Source organism: Actinospineispora eucalypti, from assembly GCF_039543365.1.
In the GTDB taxonomy this organism is placed as follows: Bacteria; Actinomycetota; Actinomycetes; order Mycobacteriales; family Pseudonocardiaceae; genus Pseudonocardia; species Pseudonocardia eucalypti.
This window is the reverse complement of sequence record NZ_BAABJP010000008.1, coordinates 67468-89239: the sequence shown is the minus strand read 5'-3', so window position 1 is coordinate 89239 and position 21772 is coordinate 67468. Positions and strand designations below refer to the sequence as shown.

20 protein-coding genes are annotated in these 21772 nt (G+C 71.4%); 12 read left to right on the top strand and 8 right to left on the bottom strand.

Annotated elements, in window-relative coordinates:
• Positions 1–18 precede the first annotated feature (18 nt).
• Both ABEB12_RS11360 and ABEB12_RS11355 read right to left on the bottom strand, forming a co-directional pair.
• On the bottom strand, positions 19–915 hold the full coding sequence (locus ABEB12_RS11360; RefSeq protein WP_185061920.1) for an SAM-dependent chlorinase/fluorinase: 897 nt from the start codon (positions 913–915) through the stop codon (positions 19–21).
• Positions 912–2282, bottom strand: coding sequence for an aminotransferase class I/II-fold pyridoxal phosphate-dependent enzyme (locus ABEB12_RS11355; protein WP_185061922.1), 1371 nt, complete (start codon positions 2280–2282; stop codon positions 912–914). The genes ABEB12_RS11360 and ABEB12_RS11355 overlap by 4 nt, the downstream gene beginning before the upstream one ends.
• 114 nt (positions 2283–2396) lie before the next feature.
• Between ABEB12_RS11355 and ABEB12_RS11350 the strand changes: the two genes are divergently transcribed.
• From ABEB12_RS11350 to ABEB12_RS11320, 7 genes are read left to right on the top strand one after another with little or no spacing between them, the layout of a single operon-like run.
• Positions 2397–3239, top strand: a complete 843-nt coding sequence (locus tag ABEB12_RS11350; RefSeq protein WP_185061924.1) for a nitrilase-related carbon-nitrogen hydrolase — start codon at positions 2397–2399, stop codon at positions 3237–3239.
• Positions 3240–3255: 16 nt separating this feature from the next.
• Positions 3256–4551, top strand: coding sequence for an aminotransferase class III-fold pyridoxal phosphate-dependent enzyme (locus ABEB12_RS11345; protein ID WP_185061927.1), 1296 nt, complete (start codon positions 3256–3258; stop codon positions 4549–4551).
• Positions 4548–5942, top strand: a complete 1395-nt coding sequence (hydA, locus tag ABEB12_RS11340) for a dihydropyrimidinase (protein ID WP_185061929.1) — start codon at positions 4548–4550, stop codon at positions 5940–5942. The genes ABEB12_RS11345 and hydA overlap by 4 nt, the downstream gene beginning before the upstream one ends.
• Positions 5943–5944: 2 nt before the next feature.
• A complete protein-coding gene (locus ABEB12_RS11335) occupies positions 5945–7450 on the top strand; it encodes a CoA-acylating methylmalonate-semialdehyde dehydrogenase (protein ID WP_185061932.1) in 1506 nt (501 codons plus the stop codon).
• A gap of 32 nt (positions 7451–7482) precedes the next feature.
• Positions 7483–8481 (top strand): TIGR03842 family LLM class F420-dependent oxidoreductase, encoded by a 999-nt coding sequence (locus ABEB12_RS11330; RefSeq protein WP_185061933.1) that lies wholly within the window; start codon positions 7483–7485, stop codon positions 8479–8481.
• A 28-nt stretch (positions 8482–8509) separates the two neighbouring features.
• A complete protein-coding gene (locus ABEB12_RS11325; protein ID WP_185061935.1) occupies positions 8510–10030 on the top strand; it encodes an NCS1 family nucleobase:cation symporter in 1521 nt (506 codons plus the stop codon).
• Entirely contained in the window at positions 10027–11217 is a 1191-nt protein-coding gene (locus ABEB12_RS11320; protein WP_185061937.1) for an anhydro-N-acetylmuramic acid kinase, read from the top strand. The genes ABEB12_RS11325 and ABEB12_RS11320 overlap by 4 nt, the downstream gene beginning before the upstream one ends.
• On the opposite strand, the gene ABEB12_RS11315 is transcribed toward ABEB12_RS11320, so the two are convergent.
• Entirely contained in the window at positions 11108–11866 is a 759-nt protein-coding gene (locus ABEB12_RS11315) for a hypothetical protein (protein WP_185061940.1), read from the bottom strand. The two genes, ABEB12_RS11320 and ABEB12_RS11315, sit on opposite strands and share 110 nt — an antisense overlap.
• A 352-nt stretch (positions 11867–12218) precedes the next feature.
• On the opposite strand from ABEB12_RS11315, the gene ABEB12_RS11310 reads away from it, so the two are divergent.
• From ABEB12_RS11310 to ABEB12_RS11300, 3 genes are all read left to right on the top strand, one after another.
• Entirely contained in the window at positions 12219–12530 is a 312-nt protein-coding gene (locus ABEB12_RS11310) for a hypothetical protein (RefSeq protein WP_185061941.1), read from the top strand.
• Between the two features lie 103 nt (positions 12531–12633).
• Entirely contained in the window at positions 12634–13611 is a 978-nt protein-coding gene (locus ABEB12_RS11305; RefSeq protein ID WP_185061943.1) for an MOSC N-terminal beta barrel domain-containing protein, read from the top strand.
• A 32-nt stretch (positions 13612–13643) separates the two neighbouring features.
• Entirely contained in the window at positions 13644–15014 is a 1371-nt protein-coding gene (locus tag ABEB12_RS11300) for an amino acid permease (protein WP_185061945.1), read from the top strand.
• Between the two features lie 7 nt (positions 15015–15021).
• On the opposite strand, the gene ABEB12_RS11295 is transcribed toward ABEB12_RS11300, so the two are convergent.
• The gene (locus ABEB12_RS11295; protein ID WP_185061946.1) at positions 15022–15912 is read right to left on the bottom strand and encodes a TIGR01777 family oxidoreductase; all 891 of its coding nucleotides are present in this window, start codon (positions 15910–15912) and stop codon (positions 15022–15024) included.
• Positions 15913–15970: 58 nt separating this feature from the next.
• On the opposite strand from ABEB12_RS11295, the gene ABEB12_RS11290 reads away from it, so the two are divergent.
• The gene (locus ABEB12_RS11290; RefSeq protein WP_185061948.1) at positions 15971–17656 is read left to right on the top strand and encodes an NAD-binding protein; all 1686 of its coding nucleotides are present in this window, start codon (positions 15971–15973) and stop codon (positions 17654–17656) included.
• A gap of 3 nt (positions 17657–17659) precedes the next feature.
• Here the strand turns inward: ABEB12_RS11290 and ABEB12_RS11285 are convergent, their stop codons facing one another.
• The 3 genes from ABEB12_RS11285 to ABEB12_RS11275 are packed head-to-tail and all read right to left on the bottom strand — an operon-like array spanning position 17660 to position 19620.
• A complete protein-coding gene (locus ABEB12_RS11285) occupies positions 17660–18442 on the bottom strand; it encodes an MBL fold metallo-hydrolase (RefSeq protein ID WP_185061949.1) in 783 nt (260 codons plus the stop codon).
• Between the two features lie 39 nt (positions 18443–18481).
• Entirely contained in the window at positions 18482–19216 is a 735-nt protein-coding gene (locus ABEB12_RS11280; RefSeq protein ID WP_185061951.1) for a winged helix-turn-helix transcriptional regulator, read from the bottom strand.
• 2 nt (positions 19217–19218) lie between these two features.
• The gene (locus ABEB12_RS11275) at positions 19219–19620 is read right to left on the bottom strand and encodes a PAS domain-containing protein (protein WP_185061952.1); all 402 of its coding nucleotides are present in this window, start codon (positions 19618–19620) and stop codon (positions 19219–19221) included.
• A gap of 154 nt (positions 19621–19774) precedes the next feature.
• Here ABEB12_RS11275 and ABEB12_RS11270 point away from each other — a divergent pair, with 154 nt between their 5' ends.
• Complete coding sequence (locus tag ABEB12_RS11270) at positions 19775–20599, top strand: mycofactocin-coupled SDR family oxidoreductase (protein WP_185061954.1); 825 nt, start codon at positions 19775–19777, stop codon at positions 20597–20599.
• Here ABEB12_RS11270 and ABEB12_RS11265 read toward each other — a convergent pair.
• Positions 20586–21386 (bottom strand): alpha/beta fold hydrolase, encoded by an 801-nt coding sequence (locus ABEB12_RS11265; RefSeq protein WP_185061956.1) that lies wholly within the window; start codon positions 21384–21386, stop codon positions 20586–20588. The two genes, ABEB12_RS11270 and ABEB12_RS11265, sit on opposite strands and share 14 nt — an antisense overlap.
• Positions 21387–21772: the final 386 nt, after the last annotated feature.

Here is a 21772-nt window from a genome sequence, read left to right as displayed (position 1 = left end):
CGGCCCGCTGCCGGTCTCTCACCCTGGCGTCGAACCGGCTCCACGTTGTTCGACAGGTCCCTCGGAACTTCTTGAAGATCTTTTATGGCCGCGACCGCCGGCCGCGATGGTCAGCTCGACCCCACGGCCGACGCCGAGTAGCTCCACCGCCGAGCCGTCGCGTCGCGCGACAGCCACCCGCCCGGCGGAGTCGGGAAGCACGACCAGCCCGCCCGCTCCGGCATCCGCGAACGTCGCCGCGACGACCGCTTCGGCCGTCTGGTCACCCTCGCCCGAGAGCCAGCTCAGCGTTGCCGATGCGCCCGTCGCCAGCCCGGCCGCGGCCAGGTCGCGGGCGCGTGCCGACAGAGTGAGGTTGCCGAACCGGTCGGCGCCGAGCACCTCTGCGCGCACCCGGCCCGCCGAGACAGCTGACACCGGCTCGGGCAGCCGGACCAGCCCCACCGGGTCCAGCTCGGGCCCCAGCCGGCGCGGGTCGACACCGTTCGCCAGGTGCGCGGCGGCCGGCGCGAAGATGTCCCGGCCGTGGAAGGTGCGGCTCACCGTCGGCAGCCGGTAGGCCGGATCGGCCAGTTCATAGGCCGCGACCACTCCGCCCAGCGCCTCGGCCGGCTCGATCAACAGCCCGTTGTCCGGCCCGATCAGTACCCCAGCCGGGGCGACCACCGCCACGGCGCGGCGGGACGTTCCGACTCCTGGATCGACCACCGCGACGTGCACACCCACCGGCAGGTAGGGAGCCGTGTCGGCGAGCACCACCGAGGCCCAGCGCACGTCGCCGGGCGGGATCTCGTGCGTCACGTCCAGCACCCGCGCGGCCGCCGCGATCCGCGCGATCACCCCGTGCACGGCGGCAACGAACCCGTCGCGGGTGCCGTAGTCGGTGGTCACGGTGACCCAGGGCGGCGCGTTCACCGGTGCATCCCGGATCCGCGCGGGGTGGCCGCGTTGGCCAGTGCGCCGGCCACCCGGTCGGCCTCCCGGGTGGGCAGCAGGGCGGTGGTCAGCCGCAGGTGGTCGCCGCTGCGTTGGGCGGCCACGAACGGCCGGCCCGGCGCCGCGCCGATGCCCTGCGCGGCCAGCAGCACCAGCGCGTCCCGCTCGTTGGCCACCGGCACCCACACGTTGAAGCCGTCCCGGGCGATCACCTCGATGCCGCGGTGGGCCAGCGAGTGGGTCAGCGCCTCCCGGCGCAGCACGTAGGTGCTCCGGGCCAGCGCCACCGCGTCCGCGCAGGCCCGGTCGGTGAGCATGCCGGCGAGCAGCTGCTGCAGCAGCCGGGAGGACCAGGCCGGCCCCAGGTTCCGCCGGGCGATGACCGGCTCGATCAGCTCGCTCGGGCCGGCCACGGCGGCCAGCCGCAGGTCGGGGCCGTGGGACTTGGAGAAACTGCGGATGCTCACCGTGCGCGTGGGAAGGTGCGCGGCCAGGCTCACCGGCTCGGCCACCGCGATCTCCCCGACGTGGTCGTCCTCCACGACCACGCACGACTCGGTGCGCGAACGCAGCACCGACGCCAGCTCGCGGGCCCGTTCCGGGGTCATGCTGGCCCCGGTCGGGTTGTGCGCGCGGGGCTGCACCAGCAGCACGGCCGGTTCGTCGCCGGACGCGAGCGCCGCCGCCAGCTCGTCGGGCAGCATCCCGTCGGCGTCGATGCCGACGGCGACCGGCTGCGCACCGATCAGCTCCAGCAGGTCCAGGAACGGCGGGAAGGTCGGGTTCTCCACCAGCACCCGGTCGCCGAGCCGCAGGAGACTGGTGAGCACCCGGTCCACCGCGTCCAGGGACCCGTCCACCACGGTCAGGCACTCGGGGTCGTGCAGGTCCCGCCACGCGCCCCGGATGGCCCGCTCCAGCTCGGGCAGCACCGGCGGGTCCAGGTAGCCGGTCGGCTGCGGGCCCCGGCCGATGCTGCTCAGCACGTCGTGGATGGGGGGCAGCAGGGTCGGGTCGGGCACCCCGGCGGACAGGTCCATGGCGAACTCGCCGGCCGCGCTGGCGATCCGCCAGAACCGGCTGGGCCACCCGGCCCGGTGGTTCTCCGCCACGAACGACCCGCCCCGCCCGTGCGTGCGCACCGTGCCGACCCGCACCAGCGAGCGCCATGCCTCGTTCACCGTGGTCGGGCTGGTGCCCAGCGCCCTGGCCAGTGCCCGCACCGTGGGCAGCCGGCACCCGGCCGGCAGCTCACCGGCCTTGATCAACCGGTTCACCGCCGCCGCGATGCCGGCGGCCGAACGGTCCTGTACCGCCTCCGCTATTCGGGCGATCTCCGGCTCCATCCGACTGCTCCGATCAAGGTGACTTTGTCCTGTAACAAAAGGTCTATTGCCACAGTATGACCTGAACAATATCGTCCAGCTCACAATCGCAAAGTCTCGATCGGGAGAGTTGGCATGCCGAACATCGTCCGCGCCGCTCTGGTGCAAGCCAAGTGGACCGGCGACACCGGATCCATGGTCGACGCCCATGAGCAGCACGCTCGGGCGGCCGCCGCACAGGGCGCCAAGGTCATCGGGTTCCAGGAGGTGTTCAACGCCCCGTACTTCTGCCAGGTGCAGGAGGCGGAGCACTACCGCTGGGCCGAGGAGGTGCCGGACGGGCCCACCGTGCAGCGGATGTGCTCGCTGGCCAAGGAGCTCGGCATGGTCATCGTCGTGCCGATCTACGAGATCGAGGGCTCCGGCTTCTACTACAACACCGCTGCCGTGATCGACGCGGACGGCCGTTACCTGGGCAAGTACCGAAAGCACCACCTGCCGCAGCTGCCCGGCTTCTGGGAGAAGTTCTACTTCCGCCCGGGCAACCTGGGCTGGCCGATCTTCGACACCGCCGTCGGCAAGGTCGGCGTCTACATCTGCTACGACCGGCACTTCCCGGAGGGCTGGCGGGCGCTCGGGCTGGCCGGCGCGCAGCTGGTCTACAACCCGTCGGCGACCAGCCGGGGGCTGTCGTCCTACCTGTGGAAGCTGGAGCAGCCGGCGGCCGCCGTGGCCAACGAGTACTTCGTGGCCGCGATCAACCGGGTCGGCGTCGAGGAGTACGGCGACAACGACTTCTACGGCACCAGCTACTTCGTGGACCCGCGCGGCCAGTTCGTCGGCGACGTGGCCAGCGGCGACTCCGAGGAGCTGGTGGTGCGCGACCTGGACTTCGACCTGATCGACCAGGTGCGCCAGCAGTGGCAGTTCTACCGCGACCGCCGGCCGGACGCCTACGGCTCGCTGGTCCAGCCGTAAAGGGGGAGTCACCAACATGGGTACGCACGCGGATCTGCTGAAGCGCCGCCAGGCGGTCATGCCGTCCTGGCTGTCGCTCTACTACGACGAGCCGATCGAGATCGAGTACGGCAAGGACCGGCACGTCTTCGACGCCGAGGGCACCAGCTACCTGGACTTCTTCGGCGGCATTCTGACAACCATGACCGGGCACGCGGTGCCCGAGGTGACCGCCGCGATCACCGAGCAGGCGGGCAAGATCCTGCACAGCTCCACGCTGTACCTGAACCGGCCGATGATCGAGCTGGCCGAGCGGGTGGCCGAGCTGTCCGGGCTGGACGACCCGCGGGTGTTCTTCACCTCCAGCGGCACCGAGGCCAACGACACCGCGCTGCTGCTGGCCACCGGCTTCCGGTCCTCCAACCAGGTGCTGGCGCTGCGCAACGCCTACCACGGGCGGTCGTTCTCCTCGATCGCCATCACCGGCAACTCGGGCTGGGCGCCGACCAGCCTCTCCCCGGTGCAGACGTACTACGTGCACGGCAGCCGCCGGCGGGGCACCCCGTTCGCCGACCTGTCCGACACCGCGTTCATCGACGCCTGCGTCTCCGACCTGGAGGACGTGCTGTCCCAGGTGAAGGACAACGTGGCCTGCTTCATCGCCGAGCCGATCCAGGGCGTCGGCGGGTTCGCCATGCCGCCGGACGGGCTGTTCGCCGAGTTCAAGAAGGTGCTGGACCGGCACGGCATCCTGTGGATCTCCGACGAGGTGCAGACCGGCTGGGGCCGCACCGGCGAGCACTACTGGGGCTGGCAGGCGCACGGCCAGGACGGCGCCAAGCCGGACATGATCACGTTCGCCAAGGGCCTTGGCAACGGCCTTTCCATCGGCGGCGTGGTGGCCCGCGCGGAGATCATGGACAGCGTCGCGGCCAACTCGATCTCCACCTTCGGCGGCAGCCCGATCACCACCGCCGGCGCGCTGGCCAACCTGCGCTACGCCCTCGAACACGACCTGCAGGGCAACGCCAAGCGGGTCGGCGCGCTGCTGCGCCAGCGGCTGGACGAGGCCGCCGCCCGGTTCCCGGTGGTCGGCGAGGTGCGCGGCAAGGGCCTGATGCTGGGCGTCGAGCTGGTCGACGGTCAGGGCAACCCGTCGGCGGCCGCCGCCAGCCAGGTGCTGGAGCACACCAAGGCGCACGGCGTGCTGATCGGCAAGGGCGGCCTGCACGGCAACGTGCTGCGGATCGCGCCGCCACTGAGCCTGACCGAGGACGAGGCCGAGCACGGGGCCGCGGTGCTGGCAGCGGCGTTCGCGGCGGTCGCGTCGTGAGTACCACGCTGATCAAGGGCGGGCTGGTGATCTCGGCGACCGCCGAGGTCACCGCCGACGTGCTGGTGGACGGCGAGCGGGTGGCCGGCCTGCTCGCCCCCGGCTCCGGCCTCGCCGACTCCGCCGACCGAGTGATCGATGCCACCGGCAAGTACGTGATCCCGGGTGGGGTGGACGCGCACACCCACATGGAGATGCCGTTCGGCGGCACCTACGCCAGCGACACCTTCGAGACCGGCACGGCGGCCGCCGCCTGGGGCGGCACCACCACGATCATCGACTTCGCCATCCAGTCCATGGGCAAGAGCCTGCGGGAAGGCCTGGACGCCTGGCACGCCAAGGCCGAGGGCAACTGCGCCATCGACTACGGCTTCCACATGATCATCGCCGACGTGCACGAGCAGTCCATGAAGGAGATGGACGTGCTGGTGGGCGAGGGCGTGACCAGCTTCAAGATGTTCATGGCCTACCCCGGGGTGTTCTACTCCGACGACGCGAAGATCCTGCGGGCCATGCAGCAGGGCGCGGCCAACGGCGCGCTGACCATGATGCACGCGGAGAACGGCATCGCCATCGACCTGCTGGTGCAGCAGGCGCTGGAGCGCGGGCAGACCGACCCGCGTTACCACGGCGACGTCCGGCACGCCCTGCTCGAGGCCGAGGCCACCCACCGGGCCATCCAGCTGGCCAAGGTCGCCGGGTCACCGCTGTACGTGGTGCACGTGTCCGCCCAGCAGGCGGTCCAGCAGCTGGCGGCGGCGCGCAACGACGGGCTGCCGGTGTTCGCCGAGACCTGCCCGCAGTACCTGTTCCTCACCGTGGACAAACTGGCCGAGCCGGACTTCGAGGGCGCCAAGTACGTCTGCTCCACGCCACTGCGGCCCCAGGAGCACCAGGACGCACTGTGGCAGGCCCTGCGCACCGACGACCTGAACGTGGTGTCCACCGACCACTGCCCGTTCTGCTTCAAGGGGCAGAAGGAGCTGGGCCGGGGCGATTTCTCCAAGATCCCCAACGGCATGCCCGGGGTGGAGAACCGGATGGACCTGCTGCACCAGGCCGTGGTGGAGGGACGGATCTCCCGCCGCCGCTGGGTGGAGCTGGCCGCGACGGCGCCGGCCCGGATGTTCGGGCTGCACCCGCGCAAGGGCGCCATCGCGCCCGGTTCGGACGCCGACATCGTGGTCTACGACCCGGCCGCCGAGCAGGTCATCTCGGCGGCCACCCATCACATGAACGTGGACTACTCGGCCTACGAGGGCAAGAAGATCACCGGGCGGGTGCACACCGTGCTGTCCCGGGGCGAGGTGATCGTGTCCGGCGGCGAGTACTCCGGCCGGCCCGGCCGGGGGCAGTACCTGCGCCGCGCGACCTGCGACTACTTGGGGTGAGGATGAAGTCTCTCGGACATTGGATCGGCGGCAAGCACACGGACGGCGCCTCGGGTCGGACCTCTCCGGTCACCGACCCGGCCACCGGGGAGCGCACCGCCGAGCTGGCCCTGGCCTCGCGGGAAGAGGTCGACCAGGCGGTGGCGGCGGCCGCGGAGGCCGGCGCGGAGTGGGAACGCTCCTCGCTGGCCACCCGCACCCAGGTGATGTTCCGCTACCGGGAGCTGCTGGACCGCTCCCGCGACGAGCTGGCGAAGCTGATCACCGCCGAGCACGGCAAGGTGCACTCCGACGCGCTGGGCGAGGTGGCCCGGGGCATCGAGGTGGTGGAGTTCGCCTGCGGCATCCCGCAGCTGCTCAAGGGCGCCGCCTCGCACGACGTGTCCACCGGGGTGGACGTGCGGGAGCTGCGCCAGCCCCTGGGCGTGGTCGCCGGCGTCACGCCGTTCAACTTCCCGGCCATGGTGCCGCTGTGGATGTTCCCGATCGCCATCGCCTGCGGAAACTCGTTCGTGCTCAAGCCCAGCGAGAAGGACCCCAGCGCGGCGATGCGGGTGGCCGAGCTGATGGCCGAGGCGGGGTTGCCGCCGGGCGTGCTGAACGTGGTGAACGGCGACAAGGTGGCGGTGGACCGGCTGCTCGAGCACCCGGACGTGGCGGCCGTTTCCTTCGTCGGCTCCACCCCGATCGCCAGGTACGTCTACGAGACGGGCACCCGGGCCGGCAAGCGGGTTCAGGCGCTGGCCGGGGCGAAGAACCACATGGTGGTGCTGCCGGACGCCGACCTGGACGGCGCGGCCGACGCCGCCGTGTCCGCCGGCTACGGCTCGGCCGGCGAGCGGTGCATGGCGATCTCCGTGGTGGTCGCGGTCGGCGGGGTCGGTGACGAGCTGGTCGCCAAGATCGCCGAACGGGCCCGCGCGCTGCGCATCGGCCCGGGCGGCGACCCGGCCTCCGACATGGGGCCGCTGATCACCGCCGAGCACCGGGACCGGGTGGCCGGCTATCTGCCGCAGGCCCGCGAGCAGGGTGCCGAGGTGGTGCTCGACGGTTCCGAGAACGGCCCGGGTGGCGACGGCCACGGCGGCGGTGCCGCCAATGGATATTTCCTCGGGGTGAGCCTGCTGGACCGGGTCACCCCGGAGATGGCCGCCTACGCCGACGAGATCTTCGGGCCGGTGCTGTCCGTGGTTCGCGCGGAGACCTACGCCGACGCGATGGAGCTGGTCAACGGCAGCCCCTGGGGCAACGGCGCGGCGGTGTTCACCTCGGACGGGGCGGCGGCGCGGCGGTTCGAGCGGGAGGTGCGGGCCGGAATGGTCGGGGTGAACGTGCCGATCCCGGTGCCGGTGGCCTACCACTCGTTCGGCGGCTGGAAGGCGTCGCTGTTCGGCGACAGCCACATCTACGGCACCGACGGCGTGCACTTCTACACCCGGGGCAAGGTCGTCACCAGCCGGTGGGGCCGGCCGCGCGGCCTGGACCTGGCCTTCCCCACCTCTGAATGACGGCTGTAACCGAAACCGGTTAGGAGTACCCGATGGACTTCGGCATGGTGTTGCAGACCGACCCGCCGGCCAAGGAGCTGGTGCGCCGGATGGGCGTTTCCGAGCAGGCCGGCTTCGGCTACGGCTGGACCTTCGACTCCTGCGTGCTCTGGCAGGAACCGTTCACCATCTTCTCCCAGATCCTGGAGCACACCGAGTCGCTGCGGGTGGGCTCGATGGTGACCAACCCGGCCACCCGGGACTGGACGGTCACCGCCTCCGGGTTCGCCACGCTGAACGAGATGTTCGGCAACCGCACGGTGTGCGGCATCGGGCGCGGTGACTCGGCGGTCCGGGTGACCGGCGGCAAACCCACCACGCTGGCCACCCTGGGCCAGGCCATGCACGCGATCAAGGAGCTGGCCGAGGGCCGCGAGGTCTCTCTGAACGGCACCCCGGTGCGGCTGCCCTGGGTGGTGGACGGCCAGCTGCCGGTGTGGATGGGCGCCTACGGGCCGAAGGCGCTGGCCATGGCCGGCGCCCAGGCGGACGGGTTCATCCTGCAGCTGGCCGACGAGTACCTGACCGAGTGGATGGTCAAGCACGTGCGGGACGCCGCCGCCGAGGCGGGCCGCAACCCGGACGACGTGATCATCTGCGTGGCCGCGCCGGCCTACGTCTCGGACGACGTGGCGCACGCCCGCGACCAGTGCCGCTGGTTCGGCGGCATGGTGGGCAACCACGTGGCCGACCTGGTCACCCGCTACGGGGAGAGCTCCGACCTGGTGCCGAAGGAGCTCACCACGTACATCAAGGAGCGGGCCAGCTACGACTACAGCCACCACGGCCGGGCCGGCAACCCGAGCACCGACTTCGTGCCGGACGCGATCGTGGACCGGTTCTGTCTGGTCGGCCCGGCCCAGGCGCACATCGAGAAGCTCCAGCGGCTTCGCGAACTCGGTGTAAACCAATTCGCGGTGTACAACATGCACGACGCGATAGACGGAACAATCGACGCCTACGGAGAGCAGATCATTCCAGCCATCGGCTAACGCCGGTTCACGTGAGGGTTCTCTAGACATGACCACAACCCCCGAGCGCAGTTCGCAGACCACCGACGCGGAAGGCCGGGTCGACCTGGTCGACCGGTCCTCGGTCACCGGCAGCCCGTACGCCAACGAGGAACTGCTACCCACACCGCTGGCCGAGCGCAAGTGGACGACCTACAACTATTTCGCGCTGTGGATGGGAATGGCGCACAACATTCCCAGCTATCTGCTCGCGTCCGGGTTGATCGCACTCGGCATGGACTGGCTGCAGGGGTTTATCACCATCACGCTGGCCAACGTCATCGTGCTGGTTCCCATGTTGCTCAACAGCCACGCGGGCACCAAGTACGGCATTCCGTTCCCGGTGTTCGCGCGGGCCTACTACGGGCTGCGCGGGGCCAACCTGGCCGCCCTGCTGCGGGCGTTCATCGCCTGCGGCTGGTTCGGCATCCAGACCTGGGTGGGCGGCCAGGCGATCTTCGTGATCATGGGCAAGCTGGCCGGCGACCCATGGCTGCGGGCGGGCGAGTACGGCGGCCATCCGTGGACCATGTGGCTGTCGTTCGCGGTGTTCTGGGCCTTCCAGATGCTGCTCATCTGGCGGGGCATCGAGGCGCTGCGGCGGTTCGAGAACTGGGCGGCGCCGCTGGTCAGCGTGGCCTTCCTGGGGTTGATGGCGTGGATCGTGATGCAGGTCGGCGGCCTGGGGCCGATCTTCACCCAGCCGTCCAAGCTGGGCTGGGGCGCGGAGTTCTGGGCGGTGTTCGCGCCCTCCCTGATGGGCATGATCGCGTTCTGGGCGACGCTGTCGCTCAACATGCCGGACTTCACCCGGTTCGGCGGCAGCCAGCGCAAGCAGCTGCTCGGCCAGATCTACGGCCTGCCGACCACCATGGCATTCATCTCGATGATCTCCATCGTGGTCACCTCGGGCACCATCGTGCTCTACGGCGAGGCCATCTGGGACCCGGTGGAGGTGGCCAGCCGGTTCGAGAGCCCGGTCGCCGTGGTGATCGGCCTGGTCATGGCGGTGCTGGCCACCATGTCCTGCAACGTGGCGGCGAACGTGGTCAGCCCGTCCTACGACTTCTCCAACGCCCTGCCCCGGTGGCTGAACTTCCGCACCGCCGGGCTGACCACCGGGGTCATCGGCGTCGTCATCCAGCCGTGGCGGCTGGTGTCCGACCCGCACACCTACATCTTCACCTGGCTGGGCTTCTACGGCGGAGTGCTCGCCTCGGTGGCCGGCGTGCTCATCGCCGGTTACTGGCTGGTCGGGCGAACCCAGATCGACCTGGCCGACCTCTACCGGCCGGAGGGGCGGTACTGGTTCAACGCCGGGTGGAACTGGCAGGCGGTGGTGGCCACCCTGCTGGGCGCGCTGGTCGCGGTCGGCGGTGCCTACTCCAAACCCGGTGAGGGGCCGTTCCCGGCGGACGGGCTGATCCCGCTGTTCCAGCCGTTCTACGACTACAGCTGGTTGACCGGGCTGGTGGTCGGCGCGGTGGTCTACCTGGCACTGGTCCGCCGGGGAGTGCGCGCCGCGCGGTGATCGTCCTGGGGCTCAGCTCCGGCACCTCGGTGGATGGCATCGACGTGGCCGCCGCCGACCTGGAGCTGGACGGCAAGCAGGTGTGGCTGCGGCCGCTCGGTCACCGGGAGGTGGCGTACTCGGCGGGGCTGCGCGGCGAGATCCTGGCCGCGCTGCCCCCGGCCGCGACCACGGTCGAGGCGATCACCCGGATCGACACCGGCATCGGCCGGGAGTTCGCCTCGGCGGCCGCCCGGGCCAACAGCGAGCTGGCCGGGGGAGCGGCCGAGCTGGTGGTCAGCCACGGCCAGACGGTGTTCCACTGGGTCTCCGACGGCCGGGCGCTGGGCGGCCTGCAGCTGGGCCAGCCGGCGTGGATCGCCGAGGCCACCGGCCTGCCCGTGGTGTCCGACGTGCGGTCCAACGACATCGCCGCCGGTGGCCAGGGCGCCCCGCTGGCCAGCGTGCTGGACGTCCTGCTGCTCGGTGGGCGACCCGGGGTGAGTGCCGCGCTGAACATCGGCGGCATCGCCAACGTCACCGTGGTCCGCCCGGGCGAACCCCCGGTCGCCTTCGACACCGGCCCGGGGAACGCGCTGATCGACGCCGCGGTGCGCCGCGCCACCGGGGGAGCGGAGAGCTACGACGCCGGCGGCCAGCGGGCGCTGCGCGGCACCGTCGCCCCCGCCCTCCTGACCGAGCTGCTCGCCGAGCCGTACTACTCGGCCGCCCCGCCGAAGAGCACCGGCAAGGAGCTGTTCCACCCCGGCTACCTGCCCCCGGCCGACCGGCTGGGCCCCGACGACCTGGTCGCCACGCTCACCGAGTTGACCGCCCGGACCGTCGCCGACGCCTGCGCCGCGTACCGGGTGACCGAGGTGATCGCCTCCGGTGGCGGGGTGCGCAACCCGGCCCTGCTCGCCGCGCTGCGCCGGCACCTGGCGCCGGCGGTGCTGACCACCAGCGACGCGCTGGGTGTTCCGGCCGAGGCGAAAGAGGCCTACCTGTTCGCGCTGCTCGGCTTCCTGTCCTGGCACGGCGTCGCGGCCACCGCGTGGGCCGCGACCGGCGCACGGCACCCGACCGTGGCCGGCCGGATCACGCCGGGGGCGCGGCCGCTCCGGTTGCCACCGCCGGCTTCGGCGCCACCGGCCCGGCTGCTGCTGCGTCCCGCCGCCGCAGGTGCTCGTACAGCAGCAGGAAGCTGACCGCGCAGGCCGTCGCGGCGCCGACCACCGCCCACCACTGCCAGCGGTTGGCGAACTCCGGCGACAGGTACGGGATGAACAGGAAGCCCAGCGAGCCGGGGCCGAGCAGGGTGGCCCACACGAAGATCCGGGACTGCCCGCGCGCGGTGCCCCGGCCCAGCAGCATCGGCACACCGAAGACCACCGCACCGACCTGGACCACGGTCAGCCCGACCAGATCCAACGGGTCGGACACCATCGACCGCACCCACCACCAGAGCGCGAACGCGGCCACCTGGAATACCAGCAGCAGCCCCACCACCGCCGGGGTGGACAACCCGCCGCCGAACGACGCGCTCCGGTATTTGACCCAGTGGTAGAGCAGCACGAACTCGATGAAATTCGAGACCACCATCCCGACCCAGAACCACTTGAAGAAAGAGTGGTCTATTTCGTGGAAATAGTGGTGATAGCTGAACGAGAACGTCAGGTCGTGGGCCAGCATGATGACCGTGGTGGCGATCGGCTGCCCGGCGACCCGCTTCCGGAAGCCCAACCGCAGCGCCTCGATGATCTGCACGAACCCGCCGATCCAGCCGAACATGACCAGCACCAGGACCACCGCGAGGTGCTCGTCGACGGTGCGCAGCACATCCGAGACCTGGTACATCGGCACCGCACCCTTCGCCAAGCAGGAGAGTGAGTACACACTCTAACCGAACGGGGTTCAATTTGTCATTGGCACCCCACGTCTGACAAGATTGCGCCGGTCGAGCAAAGGTTGTCATTTAATAGGTTCGTGATTGCACACGGTAATTTCTGATGCCATTGCGACATTCGAGTGAAGGGCAGCCAGCTCACTCGAACGGGTGGACCACTCACTGATACGCGATTTTCTTTCGGATTCCCCGTTACCTAACCCATCGGTCGAGTGTTGAACACCATGCGCACCATCGATCACGTACGTCCGCCTACTTCACGGAGGCACCCGCGCCATGCTGATGGCCACCATGCTGGCTCAGATGCCAGACCTGCTGTCCCGAGTGCAGTACGACCACACCGCGGACCGTGACGGCTACTGCCGTGAGTGCCGCGACGCCCGGTGGCCGTGCGAGGTCTTCCAGATCGCCTCGGACGCCGAGCGGCTCGGTGGCCACCGCCCGGGTCGCGACCCGCTGGGTATGGACCGTCCCCGCCAGCAGCGGCCGATGCGTTCGGTTCCGCCCCCCGGAGCCCGCCAGGCGAACCCCGGCTACGTACCCGACCCGAACCGCCGCCGGCTGGCCGACGGAGCCCCCCGGGCCGTGCGCGCCGACCACGGCCCCCGCTACTGACCGTTCGACCACACCCGGTCCGACCGCCGGGGTGGCTGAACCTCCCGGCCCGGGCGGCTGAACCGCCGGGACGGTTCGGCGCCGACCGCGTAGCGTCTCCGGCATGGCCGAGGTGGAACCAGCGGTTGGGCGAATAGCGCAGATCTGGCGCTACCCGGTCAAGTCCATGACCGGCGAGCGCATCACCGCCTCCGACGTCGGCCCGCTGGGCCTGCACGCCGACCGCATGTGGGCCGTGCGCGATCTGGAGTTGGGCGCCACCACCGGCGCGAAGCGCCTGCCCGCGCTGCTCCGCTGCACTGCGCGGTTCACCGCCGAGCCGCCCCGCGGCGCCGGCCCCGCCAACGCGCCCGAAGTGGTCATCGCGCTGCCGTGCGGCGAAGAGGTCTCCAGCTCCGACCCGTCCGTGCACGCGCGGCTGTCCGAGTTCGTCCAGCGAGAAGTGCGGCTGTGCCCGCTGCCCCCGGTGAGCGACCGCAAGCAGTACCGAGGCCCGATGCTGACCAGGGCGGACGCTCGTCGCATGATGGGCGTCGACCCCGGCGAGCCGCTGCCCGACATCTCCATGTTCCCGGTGCGCAAGCTCGCCGAACTGTCCCGGTACGTGACGCCGGTGGGCAGCTACGCCGACGTGTACCCGGTGCACCTGATGACCTTCGCCAGCCTGCGCACCATGGCGCGCCGAAGCCCGGGCACCGACTTCGACGTGCGGCGGTTCCGCCCGACGGTGGTCGTGGAGGCGGTCGGCGACGGCGAGTTCCCGGAGTGGGAATGGTGCGGCGGCACGCTGGTTTCGCCCCACGCCGAGCTGACCGCCGACGTCCCCACCATCCGCTGCGTGATGCCGACCCTCGAGCAGCCCGGGCTGCCCCGCGACCCCGAGGTGACCCGGTCCGTGTCCCGACATGCCCGGCGTTGTCTCGGCGTGTACGGCACGGTCGGCAAACCCGGCCGGATCGCCGAGGGCGACCGGCTGGAGCTGCGCCCGCCCCGGCACCGGCCGGTGGCCGAGGGCGCCGGTGCCCGCGCCCGGCGGCTGCTGGTCAAGGCGGGCAACCTGGCGATGCCGAAGGGGAAGTGACACGCCCACGGGGCGTGGTTGGAGGGGGACGCATGAGTGGGGATTCCGACCTGCACAGATCGCTGAGCAGGCGGCAGATGGTGATGCTCGGGCTGGGCTCGGCGCTGGGCACCGGGCTGTTCCTGGGCGCCGGCTCGTCCATCGCCATCGCCGGGCCCGCGGTGATCCTGAGCTACCTGGTCGGCGGGCTGCTCGCCTCGGCGGTCGCGTTCGCGCTGGCCGAGATGGTCAGCGCCCAGCCGGTGCGCGGCACGTTCGGCACCGTCGCGGCGCGTTACCTCGGGCCGTTCGCCGGCTTCTCGGTGCGCTGGATCTACTGGTTCGCCACCGTGGTGGCCATCGGCAGTGAGGTCGTCGCGGCCGCCATCTACCTGCGGTTCTGGTGGCCGGCGGTGCCGGTGTGGCTGGGTGTCCTGGTCTTCTCCGCGCTGATCGTGGCGGTGAACCTGACCAACGTGCGCACCTTCGGCACCACCGAGGCGGTGCTGGCCGGGGTCAAGGTCCTGGCGGTGCTGGTGTTCATCGTGATCGGCCTGCTGCTGATCGTGTTCGGGCTGCCGGGCCAGGCCCCGACCGGGGTGGCCAACTGGACCGCGCACGGCGGCTTCCTGCCGTTCGGCGCCTCGGCCATCTGGCTGGTCATGGCGGTGGTGCTGTTCAGCTACGCGGGCATCGAGCTGGTCGCGATCAGTGCCGCCGAGGCCCGCGAGCCCGGGCCGGCGGTCCGCGCGGCGATGCGGTCCATGATGATCCGGCTGGGCCTGTTCTACCTGCTGGCCGTCGCGGTCATGCTGGCGGTGCGGCCGTGGACCGAGCTGAGCCAGGCGCACGGCGTGCGGGCCAGCCCGTTCGTCGCCATGTTCGCCGCCGCCGGCATCCCGGCCGCCGCCACGATCACCAACTTCGTCGTGCTGCTCACCGCACTGTCGGCCGCCAACGCCAACCTGTACGCGGCGACCCGGATGCTGCACTCGCTCGGCCACGACCGGCTGGCGCCGAGTGGGTTGAGCGCGGTGACGGCGGCCGGCCAGCCGCGCCGGGCGGCGCTCGCCTCGGCGGCCGGGCTGCTGGTCGCGGCGGGGTTCGCCGCGTACTCGCCGTCCGGGGTGTTCGGGGTGCTCATCTCGCTGGCCGGGTTCACCGTGATCGCGGTGTGGCTGATCAGCCTGGCCACGCTGCTGGTGTTCCGGCGCGACCCGGACCGGGGCAAGTCCAGCACCCGGCTGCGGGGCGGCCCGGTCACCCCGGTGCTGGCCATCCTGGCGCTGCTGTCGGTGTACGCCACCGGGCTGTACGTGTCCGACATGCGGATCGCCTGTCTGGTCGGGGTGCCGTTCCTGCTGCTGGTCGGCGCGGTCTACGCGCTGTTCTTCCGCCGCCGGACGGCGCGCGTCGCCTCCTGAGCGGCGGTCACCCGTCGTTGAGGGCGTGGCGCACCGAGGTGGGCAGGTCCGGGTGCTCGAACCGGAAACCCGCGTCCAGCAGGCGCCTCGGCACCACGCGCAGGCTGGCCAGCACCTCCGCCGCCATCTGGCCCATGAGCAGCCGCAACAACGGAGTCGGATAGCGCAGGGCGGCCGGGCGGTGCAGTGCGGCGGCCAGCTCCCGGGCGAAGTCGCCGCTGCGCGCCGGAGCCGGGGCGACCACGTTGTACGGGCCGCCCGCATCGGGCAGCTCGGCCAGGAACCGGACGGCCCGGACCACGTCGGTGAGCGTCACACAGCTCCAGAACTCCCGCCCGCTGCCGAGCGGCCCACCGAGGCCGAACCGGAACTGGGACAACAACGGCGGGAGCAACCCGCCCTGGCGGGACAACACCAGGCCGACCCTCAGCCGGCCGACCGGGATGGGCAGGCCCTCGGTCTCCCGGTCCCAGGCGTGCGTCACCTCGGGCAGGAACCCGTCGTGACCGGGCTCGGCGTCCTCGTCCAGCTCGGTGTCACCCCGGTCCACCCCGTAGTAGCGGATGCCGGACATGGCCAGCAGGCGACCCGGCGGGCGTTCGGCGGCGGTGATCATCTCGGCCAGGGTGCGCGCCGAGCCGACCCGGCTGTCCATCACCTGGCGCTTGTAGCCCGCGGTCCAGCGGCGGTCGGCGAGGCCGGCCCCGGCCAGGTTGATCACCAGGTCCGCGCCGCTGACCAGATCGGGGTCGGCACCGCCGGTCGGGTCCCAGCGGCGCTCGTCGGGGGCGGCCGGGGCCCGCCGGACCAGCCGGGTGACCGTGTGGCCGTCCCGCCGGAAGTCCGCGCACAGCGCCCGCCCGATCATGCCGCTGGCCCCGGTGATCACGATCTTCATCACGCCGCCTCCCGTTCCGGAGCATAGGCGCCCGCCGGCTCACTAAGGTGATCGGGTGATGGCTGAGAGTGACCGGCAACGCTCGCGTTTCGTGGTGTGCGGGGAGAACCCGTTGGCGTTCCGGCTGGCCGCCGCGTTGGCGGAGCAACGGGGCGCCGAGGTGACCGTGGTCGTGCGCAACCGGGGCACCGAGGTGAGCACCCGGATCGCCGAGCTGCCGGTCAGGCTGATCGAGCAGCCCAAGCTCTCGGCCAACGCGCTGCGGGCCGCCGGGGTAGAGCACGCCGACGCGCTGGCCCTGGTGGACCAGGACGACGTCGGCAACATCCACGCCGCGCTGCAGGCCCAGGAGCTGAACCCGAACCTGCGCCTGGTCATCCGGTTCTTCAACATGGGCCTGGGCTACCGGATCCGCGCGCTGTTCAAGGGCAGCGTGGTGCTGTCCGACTCGGCCACCGCGGCGCCGTTCCTGGTCGCCGCCGCGCTGGGCGAGGTGGCCCCCAGCCACGCCCGGCTGCCCGGCCGGCCGGTGCGCACGGCGTACGTGGCCCGCCGGGCCGAGGTGCCGGCCAAGCGGGTGATCTGCGGCCTGGCCATCACCGACGGCGAGGCCGACCCGGTCCGGCTGCCCGCCGACGAAGGCGCCGCCGACCTGGTCCTGGCCCTGGGCGAGGGCGCGGACCCTTCGCGCCGGTGGCGGGTCCGGCGGCGAGCCCGCGACCTGCTGACCACCACCTGGGCCTGGCTGAAGGTGGTGCTCAACCGCAGCCTGGTGATGGCCACCCTGCTGATGATCGGCCTGCTGGTGGTCGGCACCGCCCTGTTCGCCGGGCTGGCCGGGCACTCCTGGGCCAACTCGGTGTACCTGACCGTGCTGGACGTGGCCGGCGCGGCTGATCCGGAGCTGCGGCTGAGCGCGGTGGAGAAGATCATCCAGGCGGCCATCACGGTGATCGGCATCGCGGTGGTCCCGGTGGCCACCGCCGCCGTGGTGGACAGCGTGGTGCGGGCCCGGCTCTCACTGGCGTCCGGGCGGCCGGGTCCGATGGCCGGTCACGTCGTCGTGGTCGGGCTGGGCAACGTGGGCTCCCGGATCACCGGCGCGCTGCACGACCTCGGCGTGCCCGTGGTGGGCGTGGAGCTGCGGGAGGAGGCGGTGGGCGTGCGCGCCGCCCGCGCACTCGACATACCGGTGGTGCTGGGCAACGCCAGCCAGTGGGAGATCCTGCGCGAGGCCCAGGTGCAGACCAGCCGCGCGCTGGTCGCGGTGACCAACGACGACGTGATCAACCTGGAGGCGGCGCTGCACGGCCTGGCCATGCGCAAGGACCTGCGCGTGGTGCTGCGGCTGTTCGACGACGACCTGGCGGAGCGGGTGCGGGACTTCGGCATCGCCGCATCACACAGCGTGTCCTTCCTCGCCGCGCCGGCGTTCGCGGCGGCCATGATGCAGCGGGAGGTGCTGGCCACCATCCCGATCGGCCGGCGGGTGCTGCTGTTGTCAGACCTGCCGGTGCTGCCCGGCGCCACGATGGTCGGCAAGCCGCTGGGCGAGCTGAGCGAACCCACCGTGGTGCGCGTGCTGGGCCTGCAACGCGGCGGGGACATGCCGCTCGAGCTGCCCCCGCCGGCGGGCTACGAGGTGGCCGGCGGCGACCGGCTGCTGGTGGTCGCCACCCGCGGCGGCCTCACCCGGTTCCTCGCCGACGCCGGCACCGGCCGCCGCGCCCCCGAGCCGACCTGACGTTCACACCGCGGCGGACTGGCCCGGGGTGAGCGCGATGACCCGGTCACCGACGCCCCGGCCCTCGGCGAAAGCCTTCATGCTCTTCGTGGTCTGGGAGAAGTGGGCCCATGAGTCCGCATGGACCGGCACGATCGTCGCCCCGGCCAGGACCTCGGCGGCCTCGGTGGCCGTCTCGTCGCTGAAGGTGACGTAGTCGGGACCGAGCACGGGGAAGCTCGGCCCGCCGGCGAACAACAGCGCGATCTCGATGTGCGGGAACCGCCCGGCGACCTCTCGGACGATCTCCACGTCGGAGTTGTCACCGGACACGTAGATCGTCTTCTCGCCGGGGGACTCGATCACGAAGCCGATGACCGGGCCGATGGCCTGCCAGACCCCCTCGGGACCGTGGTGCGCCGGAACCGCGGTGACCGTGACGACCCGGCCGTCGGGCGAGGTCACGGTGCGGGACTCCCACTCCGCCAGCGCCTGGGCCCCGGGGATGATCGCCGCCACGACGTCGGTGGTGAAGACGTGCGGGACCCGCGCGGCGAACTCCCGGCCGGCCGCGTCCAGGTTGTCCCAGTGCTCGTGGGAGGCGAGCACCACGTGGACCTCACCGAGCTGTGCGGGCTCGATGGCCGGCGATGTGGTCTTGACCAGCGTCACACCCTCGTGGCCGGTCCGGTCCGGGCCGTAGGACGTCGGCCCGTCGAACGTGGGATCGGTGAGGATGCGCAGCCCGGCGTACTCGATCAACGCGGTAGGCCCGCCGATCAAGGTGATGGGAACGGTCGAGGTCATGCCTCCGATACAACCTCGGCGCGGGGCACCGGGAAAGTTCTAGCTTTGAACCGGTCCCGGACCGCGGACCGCCGGGCGGTTGGGGAACCAGGTCGGGAACCGCCGGGCGTACTCCACGGGTCCTTCGAAGGTGATGTCGCGGCGGGCGATGGCGTCACGGCAGGTGCGCCGGCCCCAGTGCAGGTCGCTGAGGATCGCCGGCGACGACCGCACGACCAGGTCCGAGCAGCCCAGCTCGCTGCCGAGGCAGGCCCGGACACCGGTCCGGTCGACCCGCAGCCAGGCCGAGCGCTCCTCGGAGTCGGAGAAGAACTGGATGCTAATCTTCCCGTCGGGGAGCAGCGAACGCTCGATGCTGCCCTGTGCGCTCCGCAGAAACGAGAACGCGCTGCTCCGGTCGTCCGGGTCGGACGAGAGCCGCCACGTCAGCGCCCAGTCACCCAGCGCCCGGAGCACCGGTTCCAGGCCCCGGCCGGCGTCGGTCAGTGCGTACGCGTGCTTCGCCCGGCCGTCGGTGTCGGCGATACCTTTCCGGTCCACGATGCCGAGCCGCTCGAGATACCGCAGACGGGACGCGAGCAGGCTCCGCGAGAGACCGGGCAGAGCGTCCCGGATCTCCCCGAATCGCGTGTTGCCCACGCCGAGCTCACGGACGATGAGCAGTGACCAACGGTCCCCGAGCAGGCGGATGGCGGTCGAGACCTCGCAGTAGTCCGCGTTCGGCGGCAAACCGGGCTCGAGGATCTCGGACGGGGATCGCGCTTCGAAGGTCACGGCTACTCCACTGCTGAGGCGGTCACGTCCTCCACTCCATGAATGATGTACCGCACGTTCCCCTCGGCGTCGAACACCGGCTCGTTCAGCGGCCTCCAGTAACGCTCCCGGAAGACGCCGTCCGCGTCCGCGATGTCGTATCGCACGATCGGCAGGCGATGGCCCTTCTTCTCGGACAGGACGCGCTCGAAGCCGGCGAGCATGACCGCGTTGCCCGAGGCATCCGGGTCGTCGGGGTTGTCCGGGAACGCTTCGAACTGGTTCTTTCCCAGCACCTCGTCGCGGGATCGGCCGACCGCCGCGAGAAGCCCGTCGGTGATCGCGACGATGTTCCAGTCGAGGTCGTACGCCGCGTACTGCCCGGGAATGGCGTTGAAGATCCGCTCCAGGTCCGCCGCTTCCACCGGCCCTCCAGAGATTCGTGAACTGGCCCGCCCGCAGTCTCGCCCCGCGCACGGGTGCCCGACCAGTCCAAAACCTGAACCATTGGCGAGCGGCCAACATCAACGGCCGCTAGTTTTCGACCGGGAAGCCTTATCGAACGAGGAGGGGAACCGGATGACCGAACGGTTGGACGGCAAGGTTGCACTGATCACCGGGGCGGCCCGGGGTCAGGGCCGCAGCCATGCGGTCACCCTGGCCGGGCTGGGCGCCGACGTGATCGCGGTGGACATCTGCGCGCAGATCGACACCGTCGCTTACCCGATGGCGACCAAGGAGGACCTGGCCCAGACCGTCGCCGAGGTGGAGGCCTTGGACCGGCGGATCGTGGCGGCCGAGGTGGACGTGCGAGACGGCGAGGCGCTGCGCGCGGCGGTCGACGAGGGCGTCGCCGAGCTGGGCGGGGTGGACATCGTGCTGGCCAACGCCGCCATCGCCTCGCTGGGCAACAACTCGGACGACGCCTCGCGGATCTTCCAGGCCACGCTCGACGTGAACCTGACCGGGGTGTGGCACACCGTGCACGCCGCCGCGCCATTCATGATCGAGCAGGGCAGGGGAGGGGCGATCGTGCTGACCAGTTCCACCCAGGGGCTCAGCGGCCGGGGCGGCGACGGGTCGCCCGCGCTGGAGGCCTACTGCGCCAGCAAGCACGCGGTGGTCGGCCTGATGCGCAGCTGGGCGAACTGGCTGGCGCCGCACCGGATCCGGGTCAACACCGTGCACCCCACCGGCGTGAACACCCCGATGGTGCACAACGACGCGATGCGCCGGCACGCGGAGGAGCACCCCAGCATGATCGCCGCGATGACCAACCTGCTGCCCGTGGAGATCGTGGAGCCGGTGGACATCAGCAACGCGGTGGCCTGGCTGGTGTCCGACGCGGCCCGCTACGTCACCGGCGTGACCCTGCCGGTGGACGCCGGGTTCAGCGTCCGATAGCCCCGCGCACCAGTTCGGCGAACCGGTCCGGCTCCTGCAGCGGGCCGAAGTGGCCGACGTCGGGCATCACGTGCAACGAGGCGCCGATCCGCTCCGCCGCCCGCCGGGTGGTCCGCCGGTGCCTCGGTTCGGACTCGCCGCCGACCACCACGGTGACCGGGCAGCCCACCGGCCGCACGTACGGCCACCACTCCGGGTTGGCCGTCGCGTACACGTCGGCCTCCAGCTCCGGTGCGCACTTGCTGACCACCGAGCCGTCCGGCTGGGCGGTGAACCCGTGCGCGAGGTAGGCGTCCAGCACCTCCGGGTGCAGCACGTTGGTCGGCGGCTTGGCGGTGGCGTGCTCCCGCGCCTCGGCCAGGTCGGCGAACCGGACCCGCCGTCGCCGGGTGCTGCGCACCATCAGCGCGCGGCGCTGCTCGTCCGCCTCCTCCACCCGCTCGACCAGCGCCGGCTCGTACAGCACCAGACCTGCGAACGTGCCCGGCCGGTCGTGCTCGGCGATCAGCATCGAGGTGGCGCCGAACGAGTGGCCGACGCCGATCAGCGGGCCGCCCAGGTCCGTGGCGGCCACCCGCATGTCGTCGCCGAACCACTGCCAGCTCAGCGGCCCCTGCCCGGCCGGGGTGTCGCCGTGTCCGCGCAGGTCCACCGCCACCGCCCGCACCCTGTCGGCCAGCCGGGCCGCGATCGGCGCCCAGACCCGCCCGTGCATCCCGGCCGCGTGGCCGAACAACACCAAGGAGCCGGCGCCACCCAGCTCGTGCACGGCAGGTTTCGAGCGCATGCCGTGGATGATCCCAAGCCCGGCACGAAGCCGCCCGCCGAACGTCTCGTGTCGGGGCACCGGTAGGGCATCGCTGCTTACCGTCTGGTTATTAGTCACGGAGCGTTGCTAGCTGTGGGTCGAGTGGCGGGCCCCGGTCGTTCCGCCTTGGCGAGAACCGTGGGGTGATCGCCGTTCCTGGCAGTCGTCACCGTGCGTATCCATCACTGAACGCCCCACCCCGCACCCGAGCGGACCTGGGTGGCGCCTGTTGCGCTGGTCTGATCACCGATGCCATGGGCAACATGCCAATGCGGCCGCCTCAAGTGCCCCGAAGCGACTGTTCCGGCTCTCCGCAGTCGGCGGCGCCGAGTGTGACCTACCGTACGTAGCTTTGGTGTCGACCC

What these genes read in the sequence shown, in the direction of transcription:
- ABEB12_RS11290 (WP_185061948.1), top strand. Translation starts at nt 15,971, where the DNA reads ATGGCTGAGAGTGACCGGCAACGCTCGCGTTTCGTGGTGTGCGGGGAG.
- ABEB12_RS11270 (WP_185061954.1), top strand. Translation starts at nt 19,775, where the DNA reads ATGACCGAACGGTTGGACGGCAAGGTTGCACTGATCACCGGGGCGGCC.
- ABEB12_RS11265 (WP_185061956.1), bottom strand. Translation starts at nt 21,386, where the DNA reads ATGCGCTCGAAACCTGCCGTGCACGAGCTGGGTGGCGCCGGCTCCTTG.
- ABEB12_RS11345 (WP_185061927.1), top strand. Translation starts at nt 3,256, where the DNA reads ATGGGTACGCACGCGGATCTGCTGAAGCGCCGCCAGGCGGTCATGCCG.
- ABEB12_RS11315 (WP_185061940.1), bottom strand. Translation starts at nt 11,866, where the DNA reads ATGTACCAGGTCTCGGATGTGCTGCGCACCGTCGACGAGCACCTCGCG.
- ABEB12_RS11305 (WP_185061943.1), top strand. Translation starts at nt 12,634, where the DNA reads ATGGCCGAGGTGGAACCAGCGGTTGGGCGAATAGCGCAGATCTGGCGC.
- ABEB12_RS11310 (WP_185061941.1), top strand. Translation starts at nt 12,219, where the DNA reads ATGCCAGACCTGCTGTCCCGAGTGCAGTACGACCACACCGCGGACCGT.
- ABEB12_RS11285 (WP_185061949.1), bottom strand. Translation starts at nt 18,442, where the DNA reads ATGACCTCGACCGTTCCCATCACCTTGATCGGCGGGCCTACCGCGTTG.
- ABEB12_RS11325 (WP_185061935.1), top strand. Translation starts at nt 8,510, where the DNA reads ATGACCACAACCCCCGAGCGCAGTTCGCAGACCACCGACGCGGAAGGC.
- ABEB12_RS11295 (WP_185061946.1), bottom strand. Translation starts at nt 15,912, where the DNA reads ATGAAGATCGTGATCACCGGGGCCAGCGGCATGATCGGGCGGGCGCTG.
- ABEB12_RS11350 (WP_185061924.1), top strand. Translation starts at nt 2,397, where the DNA reads ATGCCGAACATCGTCCGCGCCGCTCTGGTGCAAGCCAAGTGGACCGGC.
- ABEB12_RS11300 (WP_185061945.1), top strand. Translation starts at nt 13,644, where the DNA reads ATGAGTGGGGATTCCGACCTGCACAGATCGCTGAGCAGGCGGCAGATG.
- ABEB12_RS11355 (WP_185061922.1), bottom strand. Translation starts at nt 2,282, where the DNA reads ATGGAGCCGGAGATCGCCCGAATAGCGGAGGCGGTACAGGACCGTTCG.
- ABEB12_RS11335 (WP_185061932.1), top strand. Translation starts at nt 5,945, where the DNA reads ATGAAGTCTCTCGGACATTGGATCGGCGGCAAGCACACGGACGGCGCC.
- ABEB12_RS11330 (WP_185061933.1), top strand. Translation starts at nt 7,483, where the DNA reads ATGGACTTCGGCATGGTGTTGCAGACCGACCCGCCGGCCAAGGAGCTG.